Origin of the sequence: Dactylococcopsis salina PCC 8305, assembly GCF_000317615.1 — a bacterium.
Taxonomy (GTDB): Bacteria; Cyanobacteriota; Cyanobacteriia; order Cyanobacteriales; family Rubidibacteraceae; genus Halothece; species Halothece salina.
In genome coordinates this window covers 458,936-483,658 of record NC_019780.1, presented here as the reverse complement: position 1 = coordinate 483,658, position 24,723 = coordinate 458,936, and the positions used below count along the sequence as shown (strand labels likewise).

Below are 24,723 nucleotides of genomic sequence, written 5' to 3'. Positions count from 1 at the left end.
ATACAGGGAATATCATGGTTAGGGAATAGGGTTTTACCTATCACCGTAGAACAACTGCTATTAGGATCGTTCATGGATCGACTGCAAAATCATATCATCACCCTCGAACAAAAAATCGATCGCCTTTATACGGTTGTTGAACACCTCAACAATCGTTTTGAAGAGACGATAACCATGCGTAACAGCGCAAGTGAAAACTCGGAAAATGTTGCGATTAATGAATCTTCCTCTGAAAACCATCACCGCGGTTTTAGTGCCATGATGGGTCATAAGGATGTTTTACTCGATGACGACACGAACACTGGTGGAAACCGAGCATCTGACGGGGAAGAAGTTTCTCCAGAAATCCAAATCCGTCGTTTAAACACTCAACTTGCCGCCGCCTATAACCGAATTGCGGCTTTAGAAGAACAACTCCTCGCCCAACGCATTCACTTTTAACTGATTTTGGCATATTGTTGGACTAACGCTTCAATTGTGCTTAACAATTGGGCTTGACTCCAACCTAAATCCAAATGAGCTGCGATCGCGCAACCTCCAGCCCCAACCCCTTCTTTGACATAACCATCTTCATAAGCAGTAAGTTGGGGAAACTCTGAGGTGGCAAAGCTCAATCCTGTAGCAAGTAATGGGACATCCTGTAAGGTTTTCGCCAGTCCAATCGTATCACCCGTAAGGTCTTCTGCAACCCAACGGGTTGTCCCAACGACAATTTTATCTAAATCGCCTCGACTCCCATTTCTCAATAAGCGTTGAATTAAGCCATAAACCGCCAGCATTTGTGTTCCTCCAGCGAGTAAAACGCCCACCTCTCGACTTGCAGATAACGCCATACCAGCAACAACGGCTTGCATCGGATCACCAACCGCAGCCACTACCGCAAAGGGATCAATAGCGGTTTGTTGAAAATACCAATCGGTTTTTCCTAACCCAGCTTGGACAATTTCCCATTTTTGCTGATGATTACATTGAGGATGACTGCTATTAATTTTGTTGGCGGCGGCGACTCTCAACCCCGTGAGTAACCCTAAAGCTGTGGTTGTTCCTCCGACAACACATTCCCCAATAGTTAAATAACTATCTTTTACTGTTTGCGCGAGAACTTCTCCCCAATGCCAGCCTTGGGCGAATAAATGTTCGACTGTTGCTTGAGGGAGTGCCTTTCCTGTGGAAACACATTGCGCGGGTTTTCCCGCGAGATCAATGTGAGGAATCGCAGGGGAATGGGGTAAACCCGCATTAAATACATAAACGGGGAGAGAAAGCGCTTCCACAAACGCACGGGAAATTAGAGTAGGAGAAGCGCCAACGGTGAGGGGAGGTAAGGGATGTTTCGGGTGCAGTTGGATGCCATTGACCAAACATTCTGCGTCCGCGATCGCAGTGTAGCGCCGATCGTCTGGGGTGGCTCCGGCGGCGGAAATTTTAGGCAATAATCCCGTTTCTGTAAACCCTAAAACACAAGCAAAGGCGGGGCGTTTTCCGCGATATTGAGTTAACCAGCGATGTCCTTGTTGAATTTGTGTATAAATCCGAATCATGTCTAAGCTAGTGAGTGATAGTTCAATTGTAAAGAGTTATGAATACGACCACACCGACTACGGTTGCTTTAGGGAAAAATGGTCCACAAGTTACGCCCCTCGGCGTTGGGACTTGGTCTTGGGGCGATCGATTATTTTGGGATTATGGCAAAGAATACGACCAAACTCAGGTCAAAGATGCGTTTCAAGCATCGATAGAAGCTGGTATTACGTTATTTGATACCGCCGAAGTCTATGGTTTGGGAGAGTCAGAACGATTATTAGGTCAGTTTGCTAAGGATAATGATACTCCTGTCTCGATCGCAACGAAATATTTTCCGTTACCTTGGCGGATTTTTCCGCAAGTTGTAGCAGATACGCTCACAGAAAGCCTAAAACGTTTGGAAGTGGAAAGCATTCCTTTATATCAGGTGCATTCTCCCTTTTCCTTTTTTATGAATCAAGAAACCCTCATGGATGCTTTGGCAAAAGAAGTGAAACAGGGAAGAATTAAAGCAGTAGGAGTGAGTAACTATTCCGCTAGTCAAATGCGAGAAGCTCACGAACACTTGCAAAAACGCGGTGTTCCTTTAGCGAGTAACCAGGTTCTTTATTCGTTGCTCGATCGAAAAATTGAAAACAATGGCATCTGGGAAACTGCCGAAGAATTAGGCGTTACGATCATCGCTTACAGCCCTTTAGCCCAAGGTTTGCTAACAGGAAAATATACTGGTTCGGAAAAACCCACTGGTGCGCGACGTTTAGACCCTAAATTCAAAGCCTCTGGGATCAATAAAATTTCTCCTGTTATTAATTCCCTGCAAAAACTCGCGGAAAAATACAACAAAACCCCTGCACAAGTCGCATTAAACTGGGTAATTTGTCGAGGCGCAATTCCGATTCCTGGTGCGAAAAATGCCACCCAGGCTCAACAAAATGCGGGGGCGATCGGCTGGAGTTTAGACTCAGAGGACGTTCAGGAATTAAACCAAGTGAGCCAGCTTTAATTCGTCGGTTGGGTGAAGTGAAAATGTAACCCAACCCCATAGTCGTCGGTTGGGTGAAGTGAAAACGTAACCCAACACCATAGTCGTCGGTTGGGTGAAGTGAAAACGTAACCCAACACCATATTCGTAGCCGTAGGCCCTAGTGAAGTGAAAACGTAACCCAACACCATAGTCGTAGGTTGGGTATTGAGCGAACTTGATACTACTGATCACTGGTCACTGTTTGAGAATTGCTATAAGCGTTACCTAATTCCTAAGTAATAGATAGAATAGGAGGGACAAACTGCACATATCAGCTAAACCGAAATGTCCCCAGTTGAAACGAATACCAAGTACGATCGAGCAGAAAATCACTATCTCAACGAAATCCCCGACGAGAAAGAGATGTCAATTTTTGATCATCTCGAAGAACTGCGTTGGCGCATTTTTTATTCCTTGATTGCGGTAGGGGTGGGAATCATTGGCTGTTTTATCTTCGTCAGACCAATTGTTGAAGCGCTACAAGTTCCCGCACAGGGGGTAAAATTCTTACAACTCGCCCCAGGAGAATATTTCTTTGTTTCTATTAAAGTCGCTGGTTACAGTGGCTTGTTAGTGGCGAGTCCATTCATTGTTTATCAGATTCTGTTATTTATCCTTCCTGGTTTAACTCGTGGCGAACGTCGTCTTTTAGTTCCAGTGATGGTCGGATCAACTTTGCTGTTTGGTGTGGGATTGGTTTTTGCTTATTATGCTTTAGTTCCGGCGGCGTTAAAGTTCTTTATTAATTATGGTGAGGATGTCGTAGAACAAATGTGGTCGATCGATAAGTATTTTCGTTTTGTTCTTCTCTTGTTGTTTAGTACCGCTTTGGCGTTCCAAATTCCCATTATTCAGGTATTGTTAGGACTGTTAGGAATTGTCTCCTCCCAGACAATGATTTCTGGGTGGCGTTACATCATTTTAGGTTCGGTGGTACTCGGTGCGGTTTTAACCCCTTCCACTGATCCGATGACTCAATCTCTCCTCGCGGGAGCGGTGTTAGGATTGTATTTTGGTGGGATTGGTGTGGTTAAAATGCTGGGAAGGTGAAATCAGTGACCAGTGATCAGTGATCAGTAACCAGTCATTAAGAAACGAGTAGAGAGAAAAGAGAAAAATAGGCATTTAAACTCATACCATTTTGATAAACTGGCGCTACACACCAACCCATTTTTCCCCCTTTTCAAAGCAGGGCTGTTTCATTATGAATGAAATCAAGGGAGGTAGGGAGATGGGGGAGACAAGGGAGACAAGGGAGATGGGGGAGATTTCAGGACTCTTTTTTCTTATGAATTAGTCAAAAAGTAAGAAAAAGGCTTCGATCGAACGTACCGTAAGAGGTTCAGGCGATCGAGCGAAGCTCGGTGAGCCTTCGGCTCAATCGATGCTTCGCATCGGTGCGCGGAGCGCAATCGCCTTCAATTTTGACCCCGAGAATGAAACAGCCCTGCCCTTTCAAAGGGGGGCTAGGGGGGATTTACTGTAACTTGACTTCTCCAAAATGGTATCACTTCTCACTTCTCACTTCTCACTTCTTGATTCCCAATGACTAATGACTAATGACCAATTTGTGTTGGGTTTCGCTTCGCTGCACCCAACCTACTTTTATTCAAATTCTTGCACGGGGAAGCGTTCCATTTGTTCTACGGCTAAACGAGCGTTCATCGCCAAGACATTGGGTAAATAGGGAACATGAGGAATCTGAGAGAGAAAATCGCGCGATCGACGCAAAATTCTCACTAAATCTCCCTCATCCAAACTGGTAGCATCACACAAGTCCTGCCATTCGATCCCCTCAACCCATTGTTCCACTAAACCAATTAAATCGGGTTCTAACCACAAAGGAATCGCGACTCGATTCCGTCTTTGTACTTGAAATAACTCGCGTCGTATTCCCCGTAATTCACTCAAGGCGTTAATCACTGGCATCGGTGGCGGGAAATCACTTTCACTATCGGGACGTGGGGTTTCCGTAATTAATGCGGAACAAGCAGCTGCTAAATAAGCAGGGGACAATTCATCAAAATGACCCGATCGAAGCGCTAAACCGAGCCATAATTCATTATCGCCACGAATTGCCGCCGCCGTTTGTCCGAGAGAGGTGGGTTGATACTTTTCTAAAGCGCCAAAGGTTTCCAACACTTCACAGATATCCAAAAACTCTCGCCAGTGTTGAGATTGATTTTCTCTCGTGTTGGCTTGGTGTCTTTCTAACTCTTCCTCTAGTTGTTGACGACGGCTGTAAGTTTTCAACAGTTGTTTCGGTTGTCCCCATTGCTGTAGCGGATGGCTACTCATGCGCTGTTGAATGTCTTTAATTTTCTCCTTCTGGGCGGCGACTTCTGGTGCATCTGTGTCGGGAATCTCAACCTCTTCCATTCTTTGAGCAATTTCGGCAGTGATTTCGTCTCCTTTACGGCGTTTTCCTGGTTTGATTTCTAAGTCTGGCGGTAGATCGATCGAGGAAAAATAAGATTCTGGTAGTAAAACTTCCCCGATCGCGCTCACATCCCGTTCTGTGGCGACATACCAACGATTATCCGCCGCTAAACAAATTAAAAGGGAGGATTGACCAGGAGAGCCTGTTGTTTGCACTAAAACCGCAGGAAGAGGAGAAGAAACTGTTACATACTTTCCTTTCAAGAATAAAAGATCGCCCGATCGCAACTGTGATATGGCTGCACTTAAAGCAGGAGTTCGATCGCGCTGTGCTTGTTTGTCTAAATACTTCAGAATCCGTTTCTCTTCCTTAAGATGTGCTTGTAGTTTTTCGTATTGATTAAAGTACGCCCTCGGAATTGGTGCAATTTGGACATCAATCCGAGCAATCTCTTGCGTCAACTGCGCGATCGCCTTTTGTTCTGGAATTAACTTTAGATTTGCCAAATACTGAGCAAAACTCCGTTGTAACAACGACTTCGCCTCCTGAATCGTCTGTCGTTGTAATAAATTCAACACCATCCCATAAGTCGGCGTAAACTGACTCACTAGCGGATCAGACTCTCTCGTCGCTAAATACGCCGCTTCTTTTGCTCCTTCAAAGCGAGTTTGCACACAAACCACATTCCCCCGTTGATCCATTCCTCTACGTCCGGCTCGTCCAGACATTTGTAGAAACTCGGAAGCTCGCAACAAGCGATGTCCTTGATCCGTTCGTTTCGATAACGAGGAAATCACAGTGGTTCGCGCTGGCATATTCACCCCAGCGGCGAGGGTTTCTGTGGCAAATACCACCTTCACCAAACCACGAGTAAATAACTCTTCTACCAACCCTTTCCATGCGGGTAGTACCCCTGCATGATGAGAAGCGACTCCCCGTTTTAACGGTTCAATTTGTCCTGATCTTGCTCCTTCTGGATGCTGTGCTAAAAATCGTTGGAGATGTTCTTGAATTTGTGCTTTTTCTTCGGGAGTCACTAAAGATAAGCGATTCAGTTGTTGTACTGATTGATCACAACCGCGCCGACTAAAAATAAAATAGATGGCGGGGAGCAGTTCTCTTGTTGCTAATTGTTCAACCACAAGATCGATCGTCGGACAATCCGATTTACTGATGCGAATTTTACGTCCTTTTTGCTTGGGTTTCAAGCGACTGTTCATTTTAGTTTTCTGTTCATTGAGCAATGGGAACAGTCCCTTAAGTGTGCTAAAGTAAAACTCCAGAGGAACTGGACGAAAATCGGATTTAATCAACTCAGTGGGACCGTGAATTTCATTAATCCAATCGGTCAGTTGTCCCGCATTAGCAATGGTTGCAGAAAGGGCGACTAATTGAATGCTTTTCGGACAGTAAATAATTGACTCTTCCCAAACCGTCCCTCGATTCGGATCATTCATGTAGTGACATTCATCTAACACCACTGCTTCCACATTTTCCAAAGAGGTTCCCACCTCTCCGATCGATGTTCCATAAAGCATATTGCGGAAAATTTCTGTAGTCATCACGACAACTCCCGCATCACGGTTAACGGAAACATCTCCTGTGAGTAGCCCCACTTGTTCCTCTCCAAATGTTTCTTGAAAGTCTCGCAATTTTTGGTTAGACAGTGCTTTTAATGGTGTCGTGTAAAATACTCGTTTCCCCTTGGCGAGTGCGCGGTGAATGGCATATTCTCCCACTAAGGTTTTCCCTGAACCGGTGGGAACAGAAACCACCACTGATTTTTTGGCATCTAATGCAGTAATGGCGCGAACTTGAAAGTTATCTAACTCAAAGGGAAAAAGCGTTTTTAAATCTAATTCTGTGGAAGAAACACTCACTTATATTCTCGTTATTGGTAATGGGTTATTGGTAATCTAGAAACTAAAAATGAGGGTAGAGAAATTGTTGGTCTATGTTTACTTATCTCCTCCTCTCCTTGATTTTGACAAATTACTCAGCAGAGTTTTTTTGATGACCGTAGAAGTTAATGCGATAATCTGTGATTTCGATACCAGTACGAGTTTCAATTTCTTGAATTAAATCTTCTGGTAATTCCACATACACATCTATAATTTTACCGCTATCCACACAGTTAATATGGCTATGTGCTGCGCTGACGTGACCATAGAGTCGCCCTTCCGAACGTTCCACACATTCAATAATGCCATGATTGGAAAGTGCTTCTAGGTTTTGATAGACGGAGGTATGTCCAATGTCTTTCCCTTCTTGGTTTAAACGATCATAAATTTCTCGTGCGGAGAGATGTTCTTCACACCGCCATAATAATTCTAAGATCGATCGACGCTGGCGACTCAGGCGCATTCCTTGATTTTGGCATTGCGCTAAAGCCTCTTCTAAAGTTTGGGTGGTCTCAGTTTTGGGAAGAGATGCTTCCGAGTTCATCGAGTTATTTTGATTGAGTATTCTAATCATCCTTAATTACGGGTCTGACACTACCTAACTTAACGCAGTTATTGTTTAAGACCTAGTTTTAAGCGCAAGGAGAGGATTTATCAATTCTAGTTTAATGATAGCTATCATCTTAGTTACCACTTTAACCAATTCGCTCTAAAAAACAAAAATCGAGCGAGTGATTCCCGCTCGACCAATGATGTTATAGTGAGCTTATTAATTATCTAAATCTTGACGGTTAGGGTTACGAGCGGGATCGTTGGATAAGAAACCGAAGATAAATAAGCTGACAAAGAAGCCAACAACGAGATAAACAGCAATTTTGAGTGTGAGCATAGTCTATATTTTTGAGTTAACTAGAGGTTTTACGATTCCCAAGCTGATGAGATTAGTACAGCTAGTTTCTAATGATAACATCTTCATAATACTTAACTCAAGGGAAAAACTGCAATCATTACGGGTGTAATAATTTTCTCCCTTGCATGACTTCCATCTTTTAATCGATTTCTTGATTAGGGAGAGGTAAATAATCATTAAATCTTTGTTGATCATAATAATAAACCGTGCGAATTGGATAGGGGATATTAATTTCAGCTTGATCAAAGTCTCTTTTAATAGCAATAATTACTTGTGTTTGTATTCGTCGCACGATGTGCTGTTGGGGAATTGTCCAATATCTGACGACAAAATCAATGGAACTATCCCCAAACCCAACTAAATCAATTTCTGGTTGGGGATTATCTAATACTCCTTCGACTTCTTGAAGAATGTTTTGGAGTCGTTCTTTTGCCATAGGTAATGAGGTATTATAGTCAACACCGACTCCTAAATTCGTGCGTCGATAGTCGTAAGCAGTGCGGACTTGTATTTCACTGGTAAAAACGGTGGCGTTGGGAACAATTACTTCTTCTCCTTGATAGGTGCGAATGCGAGTGGTGCGAATATCAATGTGTTCCACTGTTCCCTCGTATCCTGCGACAATAATTTGATCACCGATGCGGAAGGGTTCTTGTAATAAGAGTAAAATTCCAGCTAAAAAGTTTTTAAAGATATCTTGAAAGGCGAATCCGATCGCCACTGATCCTAACCCTAAAGCGGCGATAATGTCTCCCAGTCGCAATCCTGGAAAAGCAACAACGGCGGCGAATAAGACTCCTGCTGTGAATGCTAAAACATAACTGGTTTTTTGCAGCAAAAGTCGCAATGAGGCACTGCGAATCGTTTTTTTCCCAATTTTCCGAGCAACTTTCTGACTAAATTTTGCGCCATAGCGGGCTAAAAGAAGGATAATAATTCCAGCGATCAGTCCAGGTAAAGTCCGAATTAGATTGCCAACAATATCTTGAAGACTAATGATAATGGTTTCTAAAAGTCCGGTCATGTTTAAACTTACTTAAATTAAATACAGTAGCATCAATCATTGTAGGGGGCAGATCAGGTTTAAGTAATTGCTTATGATGGGTGTTGGGTTACGCTTTCCTCCACCCAGCCTACTGTTTATAATTGGTTCTGGGAAAGGGCTTATAGCTGTTGGATGACTCGTGTTAATTCTTCAATAATTGGGGTAATTTCTCGTTGACGAAAGGCGTTAAGTAAGGAGTTATAGTACCATAACGTCCCTTCTTTTTTGGCTTGAAAACGTTCCCAGATTTCTTCTCCGATGAGGCGATGATCTTTGATGATGGAGTTGGCGTTATAGATTTTGTCGGCGGCGGAAACTAAAGCGGCTTGGGAGGACATTTCTGGAATATGGGCGATATAGGCTTCTTTTCGTTCTCGCCAAGGCGGTTTCGGGGTTTTATTGGCATCGCTACAGGATTCGACGATCGAAACGACATTCTGACCGAACTCTTGTGCAATTTTGTCTCTGGTGGCGATTCCTCCTTGATCTTCGATCGCGTCGTGAAGCAGGGCGGCGATCGCGCTATCTTCGTCGCCACCGTATTCTAGGACTAAACTACACACTCCCAATAAGTGACTTATGTAGGGGACACCAGACCCTTTACGCATTTGTTTCCGATGTAGATCACTGGCAAAAGTTAAGGCTCGATCGAAGCGAGAAGAAAGTTCCATTGATTTAATTTTCAACTAGATTGTTTCCAATTTTTCGGTTGTCGTTGTCCCCACCCGATGACTACCACTAATGATATCGCTAAGACGAATCCTGTGGTCGCAATCAAGGGAGAATCCAGATGACGGATCGCAATGGCGGTAAACGCCCAAATAAAAACGCTACCAAAGGCAACATCTTGAGTCAAAAAACTGATGATGAGGGCGATCGCGCCTCCGATTCCCATCATAATTACTGTCCAAATTTCTGGTTCAATCCCCCATCCCTCCCAACCGAGATCAGTGAGGGAAACTGCGCCATTAACAATGGTTGCAACACTAATCCAAGCGAAATAAATACTTATAGGAATTCGCACCAACCATCTTTCTCGTTTTGACAGTCGAGTTGTCCTTGCTTGTAGCTGACCATAAATCCGTAGCAACGGCAATAAAATCATTAACATTGCTAAGAATGATGACAAAAAAAACCGTAACTGAAACAGAAACACCCAAACAATTTGGGCGCAACTGGCGATGATTAGCCAATAACTAATTGTATTTTGAAATAAAGGTTTTTCTTGTTGGGTTGGGAGTGCTTGATAAATGGCAAAACTAAATAAGCCTAAATAGATCACTCCCCAAATGGCAAAGGCATAATTGGCAGGTGTAATTAACACTTCCTGAAAGAGATTGTTAGAAATTTCTCCGAGGGTTAACCCGCCGATGGGTCGAACATTCGCGAGAACATTCACTCCAAATGCTGAGAAAACCGCAATCAGGTTAAGACTTTGACGAATAACATTCCGATTCGAGATCATGGCGACGACAGGGGACTTTCTTTCCTCAGTTTATCTTAATGTGACGAGAAGACCCCCGTCATACCGTTAGGTTGACGGGGTGATGAATCGTCACCAAATAAATAGAAGTCCGTGTTTGACATCCTTAAATTAACAATTAACAAGTTGACAACCCATGATAAACATCTTAGAATAGAGAAGTTACCAATAAATTAGGTCGATGTTAACTTTCAACTATCAGTACCGAATCTATCCCGATCAATCTCAAGAAGAAAAACTTCTTGAGATCATGGAAGTTTGTCGAAGTGCATATAATTACGCTCTTCGAGAAATTAAAGATTGGTGTAATAGTCGAAAATGTAGCATTGACCGATGTAGTTTAGTTTCGGAATATATCATTCCTGCTGATGCTAAATTTCCTAGCGAATTAAATCAACTTAATCAACTCCCAAAAGCGAAAAAGGAATTTCCGAGATTAAAAGAAGTTCCCTCTCAAGTTCTGCAACAAACCATTAAGCAGTTACATCGAGCTTGGGATTTTTTTCGAGAAAGAGGGTATGGGTTTCCGAGATTCAAAAAGTTTGGACAGTTTAAGTCGATTCTTTTTCCTCAATTTAAGGAATCCCCCCTAACCCCCCTTCGTAAGCAGGGCTGTTTCATTCTCGGTGTTAAAATCGAAAGCGATCGCCTGAACCCCTTCTGGTACGTTCGATCGAACGCTTTTTCTTACTTTTTGACTTTTTCTTAAGAAAAAAGCCGTAAAACCCCTGTTATTCCTAACATCTGGAACAAGCAAAAAAATAGAATGAAACAGCCCTGCCCTTCGTAAGGGGGGAAAAGAAGGGGGGATTTGGCAAATTAGTTTACCCAAAGTGGGGAAAATCAGAATCAATGTTCATCGTCCAATCCCAGAAGGGTTTCAGGTTAAGCAAGTTCGAGTCATTAGGAAAGCAGACCGATGGTATGTTTCAGTTTGTATTCAATTAGATGTTAATGTTCCTGATCCACAACCTCATGGTCACGCTTTAGGAGTTGACATTGGGTTAGAGAAATTCTTGGCAACAAGTGATGGGGTTCTCGTCAAACCGCCCAAGTTTTTTAAGAAAATGCAAAGCAAGTTGAAATTACTGCAACGCCGACTTTCTAGAAAACAGAAGCGGTCAAAGAATTACGAGAAACAACGCATCAAGGTGGCAAGAATGCACCACAAAATTAGCAACACTCGAAAAGATTTCCATTATAAACAAGCTCACGCCTTGTGTGATGCTGGTGACATGATCTTCTTAGAAGATTTAGATTACCGTATTACTGCCAAAGGAATGCTTGGAAAAGAAATGTTGGATGGTGGTTTTGGTCAGTTCCGAACCATTACTCAACAAGTCTGTTGGAAACGTGGAAAGTATTTCAGTGTTGTTGATGCGAGAGGATCAAGTCAAACTTGTCCGAATTGTGGTGTTCATGTCAAAAAAGATTTGAGTGTCAGAGTGCATAATTGTCCCGAATGTAGCTATGAAGCCGATCGGGATGTGGCAGCGGCAAGCGTCTTAAAAAATCGAGGAATCGAAAAAATTAGTACCGCAGGACTTGTGGGAAAGGAAACTGCCTAGGCAATCGGGCTGTCGGGGATAGAGTTCGCTCTGTCTAGATAAGTGGTGGAATCCCAGAGATGGGAGTAACTAGGAAGCCCTCGACATAATCTCTGATTTGTCGAGGGAGGATGTCACAGCGCTACGGACAAGGGGACAGCAGGGCTGTTTCATTATGAATGAAATCAAGGGAGGTAGGGAGATGGGGGAGACAAGGGAGACAAGGGAGATTTTTCTTTGCCTAAAGATTATTCTAAAATTTGGCAAAATAGACGTTTGCTCACTAGATTTCAAACTAAATCTGAGCCTCTTTTATTATAGCAAAAAATTTCGCGGCTGGGGGTGAATTTGAGATGATGTTGCGAGTTTGTCCTAAAAGCTGTAACCTCAGAGTGATTCCGATATTAAAGATTTAAAGATGGTCGCAGTTGCAGTTTTAGCCGCCGGACGTGGAACTCGTATGAAGTCAAACCTCCCGAAAGTGTTACATCCTTTGGGGGGAAAGTCGATGCTAGAGAGAGTGTTAGACAGTTGCGCTTTAATTCAACCATCCCGTTACTTTGTCATTGTTGGCTATGAAGCAGAGAAGGTGAAAGAAAGCCTCACGCATTGGGATCATACTGAGTTTGTATTACAATCACAACAGTTGGGAACGGGTCACGCGGTACAACAGTTACTTCCTTTTTTAGAGGGGAGTAAAGAGGATGTATTGATTCTCAATGGGGATGTGCCGCTTTTGCGTCAAGAAACGCTACAAGAGTTGTTGGAAACTCATCAAGAAAACAATAACGCAGCGACGCTATTAACCGCACAATTGGAGAACCCGAAAGGTTATGGGCGAGTGTTTTGTGATGAAAATAATCAAGTACAGGAAATTATAGAGGATAGAGATTGTACTGGGGAACAAAAGTTAAATCGGCGCATTAATGCGGGTGTCTATTGTTTTAATTGGCAAAAGTTGAGCGCAATTTTGCCTCATCTATCGGCTGAAAATGATCAGAAAGAGTATTATTTAACGGATGTGTTTACTTCTCTGTCTCCAGTGATGGCGATGGATGTGGCGGATATTGAGGAAATTAGTGGGATTAATAATCGTCAACATCTAGCTAATGCTTATACGGTTTTACAGGGACGGATTAAGGAAAAATGGTTATTATCAGGGGTAACTTTGATTGATCCCGATAGTGTTACGATCGATGAGACAGTGGAGTTGGGGTCTGATGTGACGATCGAGCCGCAAACTCATCTCCGAGGAAACACTGTGATTGGTTCGGGATGTCGTGTGGGTCCGGGGAGTTTAATCGAAAATAGCCAACTGGGAGAAAAGGTAACAGTTTTATATTCGGTGTTAACGGATAGTACGGTAGAAGCGGGAACTCGCATTGGCCCTTATAGCCATTTACGAGGAAAGGTGAAAGTTGGTTCGGGTTGTCGGGTGGGAAATTTTGTGGAGATGAAGAATACAGAGGTGGGAGAAGGCTGTAATGTTGCTCATTTATCTTATCTGGGAGATGCCACTCTGGGAAATCAGGTTAATGTTGGTGCTGGGACGATTACGGCAAATTATGATGGGGTAAGTAAACATCGAACGATCGTCGGGAATAATTGTAAAACGGGGTCAAATAGTGTTTTAGTAGCCCCGGTGACGTTAGGAGATGAGGTGACGGTGGCTGCAGGATCAGTGGTGACGGATGATGTGGATTCGGATGCGTTGGTGATTGCTCGATCGCGCCAAGTGGTTAAGCCAGGTTGGCGACTCCAGTGATCAGTGATCAGTAACCAGTGATCAGTGATCAGTGACCGGTGATCAGTGACCAGTGATCAGTGAGCAAGATTTGCCATGCCGACTTTATGAGATAATACACTTTGAAATAAATGTAAGCCATCGGTTGCCCCTAATACTTCATCAGAAGCACGTTCTGGGTGTGGCATCATTCCTAACACATTTCCAGTTTTATTGGTGATTCCTGCAATGTTATTTAATGACCCATTAGGATTACTTTCTGCTGTAATTTCTCCTTTCTGATTACAGTAACGAAAGAGAACTTGTCCGTTGTCTTCAATTTGTTTTAAGGTGTCGGGTTCGGCGAAATAGCGTCCTTCGCCGTGAGCGATCGGGAGCGTAATTACGGTTTGCTTGTGATAAGTTTCTGTCCAAACAGATGCGGTATTTTCTACTTTTAAGGGAACACGATCGCAGATGAAATGTAAGTTTTGATTACGAATTAATGCCCCTGGTAGTAATCCCACTTCAGTTAAAATTTGGAAACCATTACAGATTCCCAAAACTAATTTTCCTTGAGTGGCGTGTTGTTGAACCGCCTTCATAATGGGAGAAAATTGGGCGATCGCGCCGCATCGTAAATAATCCCCATAACTAAAGCCACCTGGAATAATAATGACATCGAGGTCTGAAATTTCGGTTTCTTGATGCCAAACCAATCTTGTAGGTTGCTTTAAGATATCTTGAAGAACATAAGCGACATCTCGATCGCAGTTTGACCCTGGAAACACCACCACTCCGAATTTCATGGTTTATCCTCCCACTGTTGTTGCTAACTGTTGTAACTCAAAGGAGTAATTTTCAATCACAGGATTAGCTAATAATTGATGACACATTCGATCCACCTGTTCTCTTGCTGAGGCTTCGGTATCGGTGGTAAGGGTTAACTGAATATACTTGCCAATTCTCACCGCTTCCACTCCAGTGTAACCTTGTTGTTGGAGTCCAGAAGCAACAGCCGTGCCAGCAGGATCAAGAACGGAGGGACGTAAGGTAACATAGATTTGGGCTTTATAGGTTTGTTGACTCACTGTTTTTCTCGCTAACAACCGCATTCCTAGAGTACAACAAAGTGTACTCAAACCATCCTGAGTTTATCGAAATAATTTGTAATGACCACCCAACGCAACCGTTCCCAAAAACGTATTCTTAACTTACTTTATCAGTTAGATGCTGCTGTTTCCGCCCAACAAATCTATGTGGAATTGCGTCAACGAGAACAACCTTTAGGGTTAGCGACGGTTTACCGTGCCTTAGAAGCGTTAAAATTAGAGGGTGCAGTGCAAGCCCGCACCCTTCCCACTGGGGAATCACTGTATGAGTCGATCGAGCATGATCAGCATTATCTTACTTGTCTAAACTGTGGGGAATCATTTCCTGTTAACCATTGTCCCGTGCATGAATTGGAAAAGGAATTAAAAACGTCACACCAGTTTCAAGTTTTCTACCACAGCTTAGAATTTTTCGGACTCTGTAAACAATGTCAAATCATTACGAGCGATAGTTAGCGATATAATCCTCGACAAACTGTTTCATGGGCGGTTTACTATCTAGAACTGTAAAACCCGCGTTTCTGGCTTCATTAAAGAGTTCCTCTGCACTTTTTCCTTCTCGTGTTCCTCTGTAGGCTAAAACCATAACACCAGCACGTAAGGCACTTCCACAATGCACTAAGACGGGTTTGGGAAGTGTCTCTAATTGTTGTATCACTTCTGGGGCAACTTCACTGATGGAACTAGGAGAAACGGGAATATTGACGTAGTTTAAGCCAGCGTTTTTGGCTTGGTTTTCTTCGTCGTCTAAAAATCCTTGTTCTCCAGGCACTCGTAAGTTTAGCACCGCTTGATATCCTTCTTGTTTGGCGGTTTTTAATTGTTCTGGAGTAATTTGTCCAGCGATGGTAAATTCTGGGGAGAGGGCGATCGTGTTATCCATTTTTTATTTTGCTTAATAACTAACCAGTTAAATTGTATCAAAGATTATATCAGGTTCTAGTGTTGGGTTTCGCGTGGAGACGTTCCATACTTCCACAAGCTCAGTAACAGGAACGTCTCTACCCAACCTACGTTTGATGATTGATTGAGCGAATCTGATATTACAGGGCAAGTGCGTAACTCTTAATTCTTTTGAGGGTAAGATAAAATAGTTTGGAGATCAAGCCATAATTTTTAAGATTGATTCGGAACTATAAGAACAAATATCATCAATCAATGACAACGACAAATATTGAGATTGGAACTTTAATTTCCCATTCTAATCAAATAAAGAATGGAAAACCAATTATTACGGGGACAGGGATAACTGTTAATCGTATTGTTAGTTGGTACAAACTCGGTTTAACACCAGAAGAAATTCTTAACCGAATGGGACATCCTAGTTTAAATTTGGCTAAAATTCATGCTGCCTTGAGTTATTATCATGCCAATCAAGAAAAGATGGAGGCTGATTTAGTGGCTGAATTAACAGAAGGAGATCAATTTGAACAAGAATGGTTGCAATTTAATCAGAAGCAACAATAATGTTATCTTTATATTTTGATGAAGACTCAATGGATCAAGCGTTGATAATTGCTTTACGAGCAAGAGGTGTGGATGTTATTAGTGCTGCCGATGCCGAAATGTTAGGAGTTAGTGATTTAGAGCAACTCGATTATGCTAAATCACAAAAAAGAGTTTTATTTTCTTTTAATCGCAGAGATTTCTATCGTTTACACGGTCAATATTTAGCTAAAGGGAAAAGTCATCAAGGGATTATTCTGGCGAAACAACAACGATATTCTATTGGTCAACAATTAAGGCAAGTTCTCGAAGTTTTGAATAGTAAATCTGAGGCAACAATGATCAATAATATTGTCTTTTTAAGTTAATAAGACGATGAAAGCGATTACCATTGAATCTTAAATCAAGTTGGGTTTCCTCACCTCATAGTCATTCTAATTTACTTAACAGCATAAACATCTTTTTCTCGTCCTGTGGCAAAACGGAAAGAATGTGCAATACTTTTGCTCGATCGAGTGATAAAAATGAGGAGCGCCACCAGTGCTAAACTAACTCCTAATTGGAACAAACCGCGATAGCCTAAAATCTCAGCAAAAGAGCCAATTCCGGGGCCGGCGAGAGCAATTCCTAAATCAAATCCGCCGATAGAGAGGGCGTAAATCCTGCCGCGTTCACTGGTGGTCGATCGATCGGACATGAGGGCAATCATCATCGGAATCAGTGTTCCTCCTCCCGCACCTTGCGCGATCGCAGCGACTAGAAACTCGATCGGAGTGTTAGCCGTTGCTAATAGGAACATCGCCACCACATAAAGGGTTAAACTCATAGTGATAAAAATTCCTCTACCAAATTGATCCGAGGCTTTACCGATAAAAATCCGCATGGCAAAACTAGCGATCGCAGAAGTCGTATAATAAAGTCCAGGATTAAGGTCAATTCCTAACTCTCTGACATACAAAGGAAGAAAAGTCGTTAACGTGCCAAACACCAATCCCACCATAAACAAAACCATGGCGGGGGTGCGAATGCGAGGGCTGAGTAACATTGTCCAAAAGGCCGCTTGTTGTGAAGTGTCCTCTCTCTCTTTCTCCTCAACCTGTTTCTTCCCTGCTTCTGTCACCTGAGAGGCAAATAATAACCCCAAATAGCCTAACGTTGCGGAAGTCATAAACAAGACTTCATACCCAACACTCACCTGTAGATATCCCCCTAAAGCGGGTCCTAACGCCAATCCAACGGGAACAACCAAACTCATATAACCAATTAATTCCCCGCGTTTTTCTGGGGGAGACCAATCGACAACGAGGGTGCTGTAACCTGTGGTAAAAGCGGCGATACTGATGCCATGAAACGCTCGAAATGCCATTAAAAGGGGAATTGAATCCACTGAAAGATAACCTAAAGGAGCAGTTCCGACAACAAATGTACCAATCATCACAACTAATTTGCGACTGCGTTGATCGGAAAGTTGTCCCAGTTGAGCGCGAAATAAGAGCAGCCCAATGGCAAAACTCCCCATCACCAGTCCCACTTGATGTTTGCTTCCCCCAACATCAGAGATGTAAGCGGGTAAAGTCGGTAATAAAGTGGTTAAGCTCGTCCAGAATAGTAAACCTGAAATGGCAAGAACCGCAAGATTCTTTTTTTGTGCTGGAGTGAGGGTTTTGAGGACGTTCACGCAGGTTGCTCCCTTAACAGTTTTCTTTACTTAGTTTACTATTCTTAACATTTTCTGTAATCTACTGTTTGGGATAAGATTTTAGCGAAGCTCCCTTATATAAGGTTCTTTTGATTACTTATAATTGGTGTTGGGTTTCGCGCTAGCTCCACCCAACCTACGTTTTCTGAGGGGATTAGAGAAAGATTTCCCTTAAAAATGATCGATGATTGCTTGGGCGAACTCGGAACATTTCAACGGCGGATCAACTTTTGGGGTCATCATCCGAGCCAAGTCATAAGTCACTTTTTTATGTGCGATCGCGCCAGCGAGTCCTTTTTCCACTAACTGGGCGGCTTCTGACCAACCTAAATATTCCAACATCATCACACCAGATAGAATCAGAGAACCAGGGTTAACGCGATCGAGTCCTGCGTGTTTCGGTGCTGTGCCGTGAGTTGCCTCGAAAATTGCACATTGATCACCAATATTCGCCCCTGGTCCCATACCTAAACCTCCCACCAAAGCGGCAGCCGCATCCGAGATATAATCGCCGTTGAGATTCATCGTGGCGAGAATAGAATACTCTTCAGGACGAGTTTGAATCTGCTGAAAAATACTATCAGCGATGCGATCGTTAACCATAACTTTCTGTTTCCATTTCCCGTCACCATGACTATCCCAAAGCGTGTCTAAAATCGCTTTCACCTCTGCGATAATCTCCTCTCGACGTTGTGGGGTAACACTATCAAAGCCTGGTTCTACCTGACGAGCATTTTCCTCTAAACTCAAATCTGGATTGTTTTCCTTATTACTTAAAATCCATGATTCTCGTTCCGTTACGCACTCTTGGCGAAACTCGGTGGTTGCTAACTCATAGCCCCAATCGCGAAACGCGCCTTCGGTGTACTTCATAATATTGCCTTTATGGACTAAAGTCACCATCTGCTTATTTTCAGGAAGTTGCAAAGCGTGTTTGATGGCGCGACGAACTAAACGCTGTGATCCTTTCTTGCTAATGGGTTTAATGCCAATGCCAGCATCAAGAGGAATTTGCTTTTTCCCATGTTCAGGGGTGTTGGGAATTAAATCTTGATTGAGGAAATCAATTAACTTTTTCGCGGTTTCTGTTTCCGCTTTCCATTCAATTCCGAGATAAATATCTTCTGTATTTTCCCGATAGATAATCACATCTAATCGTTCTGGATACTTGTGAGGGGAAGGCGTTCCAGGATAATAACGACAAGGACGCACACAAGCATATAAATCATTAATCTGACGGAGGGCAACATTTAAGGAACGAATCCCACCGCCGACGGGAGTGGTTAAAGGGCCCTTGATGGCAACCCCATACTCTCGAATCGCTTGCAGGGTATCTTCTGGCAAATACTGAAATTGACCATAATGTTCACAAGCCTCGTCGCCTGCATAGATTTTAAACCAATTGATTTTTTTCTTGTCACCATAGGCGGTTTTGACGGCAGCTTCTAAAACTTTCTGAGTCGCGGGCCAAATATCGTAACCCGTACCATCGCCGCGAATGAAGGGAATAATCGGATCATCAGGAACAATGGGTTCGCCATCTTTGAAGGTGATTTTTGTCCCAACGCTAGGGGCAGTAATTTTGTCGTACATTTTTCTGCTTTGAGTAACGGATAATCGTTCATATTGCCACAGGGGAGGGAATTTAACAAATGTTAATTAGGGATTGGTGAAAAAGTTCATTAGTTGGTGTAGTAAGGCAAGAGGCAAGAGGCAAGAGGCAAGAGGCAAGAGGCAAGAGGCAAGAGGCAAAAGGCAAAAGGCAAAAGGCAAAAGGCAAGAGGCAAGAGGCAAGAGGCAAGATTTCAAGGTTTTGATGCAGGGTGCGTGACTATTGAGCGTTCAATTTCCTTGCACTTTTTTGAGGAGTTAAGAGCATTAAAACCATAAGGTACGAGAGTTTTAGCTTTCTTCAGCAAACCTTAATTACTCTCTGGTTCAATCGTTGCGCTGTCTTCTTCTTTAATATCTTGCGCGGTTAATTCTAAAAATACGTCTTCTAGGGTAGGTTTGTCTCGCTTCATTTCATACAGATGCAGCCCTGAGTTAACAAGAACAGTGGCGATTTTATCACCGGGTTCGGTGTTGGGAGAACAGGTGATTTTGACTTGTTTTCTCTCTTGATTTTCTTGAGGGGAAATGCTGACGGAGGAAACTTCTGGTAAGTTATTGAGGGTGCTTTCAATGAGTTCAATGTCTCCTGAAATATCGAGGGTGTAACCGCCTCCTCCTGCTAATTCCATCATTAAGTTATCTGGGGTATTGGTGGCGACGACGGTTCCGTTGGCGATAATGGTGACGCGATCGCTGATCATACTGACTTCGGATAGAAGATGAGTGGAAAGAATGATCGTATGGTCGCCAGCTAGGCTTTTGATAAGGTTTCTGACTTCGATAATTTGACGGGGATCAAGTCCGATCGTCGGTTCATCTAAAATAATAACGGGAGGATTATGGACGATCGCGCTGGCAATGCCCACTCGTTGACGGTATCCTTTGGATAATTTCCGAATTAAGGTGTTGCGTTTATCTTCGAGAAAACAACGTTCGATCGCATTGTTCACACTTTTGGCTCGATCGCGTCGCGGTACACCTTTAATTTGAGTCACAAACGCTAAAAAACTTTTGACCGTCATATCTAGATACAACGGCGGATTTTCTGGTAAATAACCGATGCGTTTTCGCACGGCTAGGGAATGGCGATGCACTTCATACTCACCAATTTTCGCTGTTCCCCGATTCGCGGCAATATAACCGCTAAGGATTCGCATAGTGGTTGTTTTACCAGCGCCATTGGGTCCGAGAAACCCTAAAATTTCCCCTTCCCTCACAGAAAAGGTAACATCAGTAATGGCAGCAGTTGAACCAAAAAACTTGCTGAGATTTTGAACTTCAATCATAAACACCTAGGCAGGGAAATTATATTTTATGGGTCGTTATCCTCTAATCTTCCTCACCCTTACTTTTACTTTACAGGTCTTTGTCCCTCAAGCTAAAGCCCAACCTGATGCTTCTTTATCTTCGCCAGTGATTCCCGTTTGGGAATTAAAGGATGTTCAACCGACAGACTGGGCTTTTTCTGCTTTACAATCTCTCCAACAGCGTTATCAGTGTATTGAAGGATATCCTGATCGAACTTTTCGCGGTGAACAGGTGATGAGTCGTTATGAGTTTGCGACTTTGCTGAATCGCTGTTTAAGCCACGATGAGGTGATTAATCGAGAACAACCGACGATCGATCGTTTACAAACGGAATATGTGCGAGAATTAGCAATTTTGCGAGGAAGAGTGGATGGAAGCACCGCGCGGGTGCGTGAGTTAGAGATTACCGAATTTTCGACGACGACTAAACTTAAGGGTGTGGTTAATTTTGTTGTCACAGATAGTTCCCAAGAGGGAGAAGACACAGGGGTTGTTTTTCAAGCTCGATCGCGCCTTAATTTTAATACTAGCTTTACGGGGAAAGATTCTCTCCTCACTCGTCTTACAGTGGGAAATGCGCTCACTCCCAATTTAGCGGATGGCACAAAAGAAGTTACTCAAACCCACCAGTTTCAAGGAAACACAGACAATCAAGTGATCTTAGGTAAATTGAGTTATAAGTTTCCGATTGGGGAGAGGACGATCGCGATCTTAACCCCAGTGGGAGGACAACACAGAGATTATAATCTTCCCGCGATCAATCCGTTTTTTGAAGATGATAACGCGGGAACAACCACTCTTTCTACATTTGCTCAACGTCACCCTATTTTGAGTTTAGGCGGTGCCAGTGGCTTGGCTATGTCACATTTAATTAATGACTCTCTACAAGTAGGCGCTGGTTATTACACACCAGATGGGAGTGATACCGATACAGGATTATTTGGAGGGTCTTATAGTGCTGGCATCGGAGTAAAATGGGATGCTGGGAAAGATGTGTCGGTGGGGTTGAACTATCTTCATGGCTTTTTTCAAGAGGGAGACTTTGGCTTTACGGATGGTCTTTCTGAGTCTTCAAGTATTCTGGGAACTTCGATCGTTAATGATACCTTGTCGCAGTTTTCTACTGTTACCAACGCTTACGGAATAGAAGCCTTTTGGCGAGTTAATCGGAAGTTGGGTTTGGGAGGTCGATTGGGTTACACTGATGTTAAGGTGCTGGATGAGGGAGACGCAGCCATCTGGAATTATTCTCTGTCTCTTGTTTTTCCGAATGCGGGTGACAAAAATGATTTAGGGGGAATTATAATTGGGGTGCAGCCTTATTTGGGGCGATCAATGGGAAATTCTCAATTTAGTAACGAGATGCCGCTACATTTGGAGGGATTTTATAAATGGCAAGTCAGCGATGAGGTTTCCCTAACGCCTGGATTAATTTGGCATCCGAACCCCAATCAAAGCGTAACCGAAGCTGATCTTTTTACCAGCAGCCTCCGAATGACAGTTACCTTTTAAGAATTTTTGTGTCGATCAATTCCGTTGTGATCAGTAAAGTATGGGTAAGTCTGCTTTAAGCGAGTCTTCCTCAGCTAGCGTAATTTTGATCTGGTAAAAGTTGTGATGCAACAACTGATTGAAGTATTAATCGAAAATTATGGCTTTGAATTGGGTGAAGAAACGCCCTCAGAGTTAGCCATGCGATGGTTAGAGGAATATGAAGAACATTGGGTGCGTTTGGCAATCATAGAAGCATTATATCTGGGGCGATATAAAACTTTTTCTATTGAACAAATTCTATGTCTTTGGTCTCGTCGCGGTCAACCGAAATTTCATTTTACCCATGAGTTTGAACGTTTGATCTGTCGCCGCTTACCGAAAGCATTACATCAATTTTCAGAGGATGTAGAGGAAGTGGAAGAAGTTTCTCCCTCTGAGGGAATGGAGACGGAAGAAGACGAGGAAAGAGAAGAGACTGAGGAGGAAGTAGCAGAAACAGAGGAGACAACACCACCTCCCTTTAGCATCGATCGATTTACTCCTCTGTTCGATCGCTCTCATTTTTACTCTAAGCTGAAAGCAGTGGCTGACTATGACACAAATTAACAGCCAGTTACCAATGGTTAAGCAGAGTCATGTAGGTTGGGTGGAGTTTACGAAACCCAACACAAATTAGTCATTAGCCATGTAGGTTGGGTGGAGTTTACGAAACCCAACACCCATTCCTTTATGTTGGGTTACGCGGTGACTTCATCCCACCTACCTTTGATCTACCTTTGTTGGGTTACTTATAATTGGTGTTGGGTTACGCGGTGGCTTCACCCAACCTACTTTTGTTGGGTGAAGCGGTGGCTTCACCCAACCTACTTTTGTTGGATTACTTTTGTTGGGTGAAGCGGTGGCTTCACCCAACCTACTTTTGTTGGGTTACTTTTGTTGGGTGAAGCGGTGGCTTCACCCAACCTACTGGTTGCTGTTTGGAGATTTTCCCAAGCCAATTTCGCAGCCCCAACCATACCCGCTTGGTTTCCTAATTCTGCGGTTAAAAGCTGTGATTCCATTCGGGAAATACCAACGACTCGTTTTTCGATTTCTTTTTTCGTGCTAGGAAGGAAAAACTCAGCACTGGCGCTAATCCCACCACCAATAAGGATCGCTTCAGGGGTGAGAACATAGATTAAACTGGCTAATCCTGCGCCTAAGTCTTTTCCGTATTGTTCCCAAAAAGCAAGGGCGGTTTTGTCTCCAGAGGCGGCAAGTTTTGCTAATTCTGTCGGTGTTTTCTGAGTTTTACGCTTGATTGCTTGTACTGATAAATGTTGTTCGAGAGAGCCATTATTGCCACTATTACAGGGATCACCGTCAGCATCAATGGTAATTAAGCCTAACTCTCCTGCAGCCCCATAAGAACCAGTAAACAGTTGATTATTGAGGATAATTGCTCCGCCGACTCCTGTTCCTAATGTGAGGAGAATTAAGTTTTGAAAGTTACGCCCAGCACCAAGCCAAGATTCTCCTAAACCCGCACAATTGGCATCATTAGCAACAAATGTGGGGAGTCCTAGTTTTGCTTCTAATAAATCGGCAAGGGGAACTTCACGCCAACCTAGAAGATTGATCCCGATTAAGGCAATTCGACCTGATGGATCAGTGGGGCCAGGTGTTCCCACTCCGATCGCGCGATGGTTTGGTTTGGGATCAAGTTGCTCGATCGCCGCCGCGATTAATTCTACCATTGCCTGGGGATGAGGCGGTTGAGGGGTGGGGAGTGTGGTTTGATTAACACAAGCACCATCAGCCAGAAACTGTCCAATTTTTAGAGCCGTTCCTCCGATATCAATCCCAATTACTGTGGATGGTTTCACAATGAATTAATCCCAAATCTTGAAACTCACCTATATCTTACTATTGTCTGGCGCGTAGTGCTATAGCAGAAACAGAATGATCTAAGATGGTTGATAGTCCGTTTATGGAATCGCTCCTTTTTCCTCATTATTAATTATTTTTTATTAATTGTTTGAAAATCTCCCAAAATTTTAGTAACCGCTGACTGTGGAACTTTCTTGTAAAACCAAATACGCCTTACTCGCTTTGTTAGAGCTAACGAGCAACTATCAAAATCAAGAACCTTTGCAAATTCGGCAAATTGCCGAGAAACAAGATATATCCGATCGCTATTTAGAACAACTCCTAGCAACACTACGACGGGGAGGGTTCGTCAAAAGTCAACGGGGAGCAAAAGGAGGCTATTTATTAGCGCGATCGCCGTCTGAGATTACGCTACTAGAGATTGTGAAGTGTCTTGAAGGTTCAGAAGGAACAACGGAAGCAATCTCGAAATTTAAAACCCCTGAACAGTGCGTTGTCCAAGAAACTTGGCATGAAATCGATCGAGCGATGGAAGCGCAACTGAAAAAGTATAATTTACAAACTTTATCAGAACAACGCAATAATAAACAGCAAATTGATTTAATGTACTACATTTAAAACACTATCAACGGGTCGCTATTAAA

At 43.1% G+C, this 24,723-nt stretch carries 25 protein-coding genes and 2 pseudogenes; 13 read left to right on the top strand and 14 right to left on the bottom strand.

Annotation, left to right across the window (positions count from 1 at the left end):
- Positions 1-72 precede the first annotated feature (72 nt).
- Positions 73-441 (top strand): hypothetical protein, encoded by a 369-nt coding sequence (locus DACSA_RS02485; RefSeq protein WP_015228265.1) that lies wholly within the window; start codon positions 73-75, stop codon positions 439-441.
- Here DACSA_RS02485 and cobT read toward each other — a convergent pair.
- Complete coding sequence (gene cobT, locus DACSA_RS02480; RefSeq protein ID WP_015228264.1) at positions 438-1,541, bottom strand: nicotinate mononucleotide-dependent phosphoribosyltransferase CobT; 1,104 nt, start codon at positions 1,539-1,541, stop codon at positions 438-440. The genes DACSA_RS02485 and cobT overlap by 4 nt on opposite strands.
- Positions 1,542-1,579: 38 nt before the next feature.
- Here cobT and DACSA_RS02475 point away from each other — a divergent pair, with 38 nt between their 5' ends.
- Both DACSA_RS02475 and tatC read left to right on the top strand, forming a co-directional pair.
- Positions 1,580-2,527: an aldo/keto reductase gene (locus DACSA_RS02475; RefSeq protein ID WP_015228263.1), complete on the top strand. Its 948-nt coding sequence runs from the start codon at positions 1,580-1,582 to the stop codon at positions 2,525-2,527.
- 306 nt (positions 2,528-2,833) lie between these two features.
- Positions 2,834-3,598, top strand: coding sequence for a twin-arginine translocase subunit TatC (gene tatC, locus DACSA_RS02470; RefSeq protein ID WP_015228262.1), 765 nt, complete (start codon positions 2,834-2,836; stop codon positions 3,596-3,598).
- A gap of 555 nt (positions 3,599-4,153) precedes the next feature.
- On the opposite strand, the gene DACSA_RS02465 is transcribed toward tatC, so the two are convergent.
- The 6 genes from DACSA_RS02465 to DACSA_RS02440 all read right to left on the bottom strand — a co-directional run bounded on the left by DACSA_RS02465 (position 4,154) and on the right by DACSA_RS02440 (position 10,249).
- Positions 4,154-6,808, bottom strand: coding sequence for a DEAD/DEAH box helicase (locus tag DACSA_RS02465; RefSeq protein WP_015228261.1), 2,655 nt, complete (start codon positions 6,806-6,808; stop codon positions 4,154-4,156).
- 112 nt (positions 6,809-6,920) lie between these two features.
- Positions 6,921-7,373 (bottom strand): Fur family transcriptional regulator, encoded by a 453-nt coding sequence (locus DACSA_RS02460; RefSeq protein WP_015228260.1) that lies wholly within the window; start codon positions 7,371-7,373, stop codon positions 6,921-6,923.
- Positions 7,374-7,598: 225 nt separating this feature from the next.
- Positions 7,599-7,718 (bottom strand): photosystem II reaction center protein I, encoded by a 120-nt coding sequence (locus DACSA_RS02455; protein ID WP_015228259.1) that lies wholly within the window; start codon positions 7,716-7,718, stop codon positions 7,599-7,601.
- 160 nt (positions 7,719-7,878) lie between these two features.
- On the bottom strand, positions 7,879-8,763 hold the full coding sequence (locus tag DACSA_RS02450; RefSeq protein ID WP_015228258.1) for a mechanosensitive ion channel family protein: 885 nt from the start codon (positions 8,761-8,763) through the stop codon (positions 7,879-7,881).
- 140 nt (positions 8,764-8,903) lie between these two features.
- A complete protein-coding gene (locus DACSA_RS02445) occupies positions 8,904-9,455 on the bottom strand; it encodes an HD domain-containing protein (protein WP_015228257.1) in 552 nt (183 codons plus the stop codon).
- Between the two features lie 11 nt (positions 9,456-9,466).
- On the bottom strand, positions 9,467-10,249 hold the full coding sequence (locus DACSA_RS02440) for a hypothetical protein (RefSeq protein ID WP_015228256.1): 783 nt from the start codon (positions 10,247-10,249) through the stop codon (positions 9,467-9,469).
- A gap of 199 nt (positions 10,250-10,448) precedes the next feature.
- Here DACSA_RS02440 and DACSA_RS02435 point away from each other — a divergent pair.
- The 3 genes and pseudogenes from DACSA_RS02435 to glmU all read left to right on the top strand — a co-directional run.
- A pseudogene (locus DACSA_RS02435) lies at positions 10,449-10,862 on the top strand (RNA-guided endonuclease InsQ/TnpB family protein); the annotation flags it as partial.
- Between the two features lie 223 nt (positions 10,863-11,085).
- Positions 11,086-11,835: pseudogene (locus DACSA_RS02430) on the top strand (RNA-guided endonuclease InsQ/TnpB family protein); the annotation flags it as partial.
- Between the two features lie 397 nt (positions 11,836-12,232).
- Positions 12,233-13,579 carry a bifunctional UDP-N-acetylglucosamine diphosphorylase/glucosamine-1-phosphate N-acetyltransferase GlmU gene (glmU, locus tag DACSA_RS02420; protein ID WP_015228255.1) on the top strand — a complete coding sequence of 449 codons (1,347 nt, stop codon included), beginning with the start codon at positions 12,233-12,235 and terminating at the stop codon, positions 13,577-13,579.
- Positions 13,580-13,635: 56 nt separating this feature from the next.
- Here the strand turns inward: glmU and purQ are convergent, their stop codons facing one another.
- Together purQ and purS are read right to left on the bottom strand one after the other, a co-directional pair.
- Positions 13,636-14,346, bottom strand: coding sequence for a phosphoribosylformylglycinamidine synthase subunit PurQ (gene purQ, locus DACSA_RS02415; protein WP_015228254.1), 711 nt, complete (start codon positions 14,344-14,346; stop codon positions 13,636-13,638).
- 3 nt (positions 14,347-14,349) lie between these two features.
- On the bottom strand, positions 14,350-14,652 hold the full coding sequence (purS, locus tag DACSA_RS02410) for a phosphoribosylformylglycinamidine synthase subunit PurS (RefSeq protein ID WP_015228253.1): 303 nt from the start codon (positions 14,650-14,652) through the stop codon (positions 14,350-14,352).
- A gap of 57 nt (positions 14,653-14,709) precedes the next feature.
- Here purS and DACSA_RS02405 point away from each other — a divergent pair, with 57 nt between their 5' ends.
- A complete protein-coding gene (locus DACSA_RS02405; RefSeq protein ID WP_015228252.1) occupies positions 14,710-15,105 on the top strand; it encodes a Fur family transcriptional regulator in 396 nt (131 codons plus the stop codon).
- Here DACSA_RS02405 and DACSA_RS02400 read toward each other — a convergent pair.
- Entirely contained in the window at positions 15,089-15,532 is a 444-nt protein-coding gene (locus DACSA_RS02400) for a beta-lactamase hydrolase domain-containing protein (RefSeq protein WP_015228251.1), read from the bottom strand. The two genes, DACSA_RS02405 and DACSA_RS02400, sit on opposite strands and share 17 nt — an antisense overlap.
- A 275-nt stretch (positions 15,533-15,807) precedes the next feature.
- Here DACSA_RS02400 and DACSA_RS02395 point away from each other — a divergent pair, with 275 nt between their 5' ends.
- Complete coding sequence (locus tag DACSA_RS02395; RefSeq protein ID WP_015228250.1) at positions 15,808-16,116, top strand: DUF433 domain-containing protein; 309 nt, start codon at positions 15,808-15,810, stop codon at positions 16,114-16,116.
- Positions 16,116-16,463, top strand: coding sequence for a DUF5615 family PIN-like protein (locus tag DACSA_RS02390; protein ID WP_015228249.1), 348 nt, complete (start codon positions 16,116-16,118; stop codon positions 16,461-16,463). Before DACSA_RS02395 ends, DACSA_RS02390 begins: the two co-directional genes overlap by 1 nt.
- A 71-nt stretch (positions 16,464-16,534) precedes the next feature.
- Here DACSA_RS02390 and DACSA_RS02385 read toward each other — a convergent pair whose 3' ends face one another.
- Positions 16,535-17,773: an MFS transporter gene (locus tag DACSA_RS02385; protein ID WP_015228248.1), complete on the bottom strand. Its 1,239-nt coding sequence runs from the start codon at positions 17,771-17,773 to the stop codon at positions 16,535-16,537.
- Positions 17,774-17,965: 192 nt separating this feature from the next.
- Positions 17,966-19,387: an NADP-dependent isocitrate dehydrogenase gene (locus tag DACSA_RS02380; protein WP_015228247.1), complete on the bottom strand. Its 1,422-nt coding sequence runs from the start codon at positions 19,385-19,387 to the stop codon at positions 17,966-17,968.
- A gap of 73 nt (positions 19,388-19,460) precedes the next feature.
- Between DACSA_RS02380 and DACSA_RS20135 the strand changes: the two genes are divergently transcribed.
- Positions 19,461-19,625, top strand: a complete 165-nt coding sequence (locus tag DACSA_RS20135) for a hypothetical protein (RefSeq protein ID WP_156800610.1) — start codon at positions 19,461-19,463, stop codon at positions 19,623-19,625.
- 91 nt (positions 19,626-19,716) lie between these two features.
- Here DACSA_RS20135 and DACSA_RS02375 read toward each other — a convergent pair whose 3' ends face one another.
- Positions 19,717-20,694 (bottom strand): ABC transporter ATP-binding protein, encoded by a 978-nt coding sequence (locus DACSA_RS02375; protein ID WP_015228246.1) that lies wholly within the window; start codon positions 20,692-20,694, stop codon positions 19,717-19,719.
- Between the two features lie 28 nt (positions 20,695-20,722).
- Here DACSA_RS02375 and DACSA_RS02370 point away from each other — a divergent pair, with 28 nt between their 5' ends.
- Positions 20,723-22,228 carry an iron uptake porin gene (locus tag DACSA_RS02370; RefSeq protein WP_015228245.1) on the top strand — a complete coding sequence of 502 codons (1,506 nt, stop codon included), beginning with the start codon at positions 20,723-20,725 and terminating at the stop codon, positions 22,226-22,228.
- 105 nt (positions 22,229-22,333) lie between these two features.
- A complete protein-coding gene (locus DACSA_RS02365) occupies positions 22,334-22,816 on the top strand; it encodes a hypothetical protein (RefSeq protein ID WP_015228244.1) in 483 nt (160 codons plus the stop codon).
- A gap of 257 nt (positions 22,817-23,073) precedes the next feature.
- Here DACSA_RS02365 and DACSA_RS02360 read toward each other — a convergent pair whose 3' ends face one another.
- Positions 23,074-24,078: an ROK family protein gene (locus DACSA_RS02360; protein ID WP_083874358.1), complete on the bottom strand. Its 1,005-nt coding sequence runs from the start codon at positions 24,076-24,078 to the stop codon at positions 23,074-23,076.
- Positions 24,079-24,262: 184 nt separating this feature from the next.
- Here DACSA_RS02360 and DACSA_RS02355 point away from each other — a divergent pair, with 184 nt between their 5' ends.
- Complete coding sequence (locus DACSA_RS02355; RefSeq protein ID WP_015228242.1) at positions 24,263-24,697, top strand: RrF2 family transcriptional regulator; 435 nt, start codon at positions 24,263-24,265, stop codon at positions 24,695-24,697.
- The last annotated feature ends 26 nt before the right edge of the window (positions 24,698-24,723 follow it).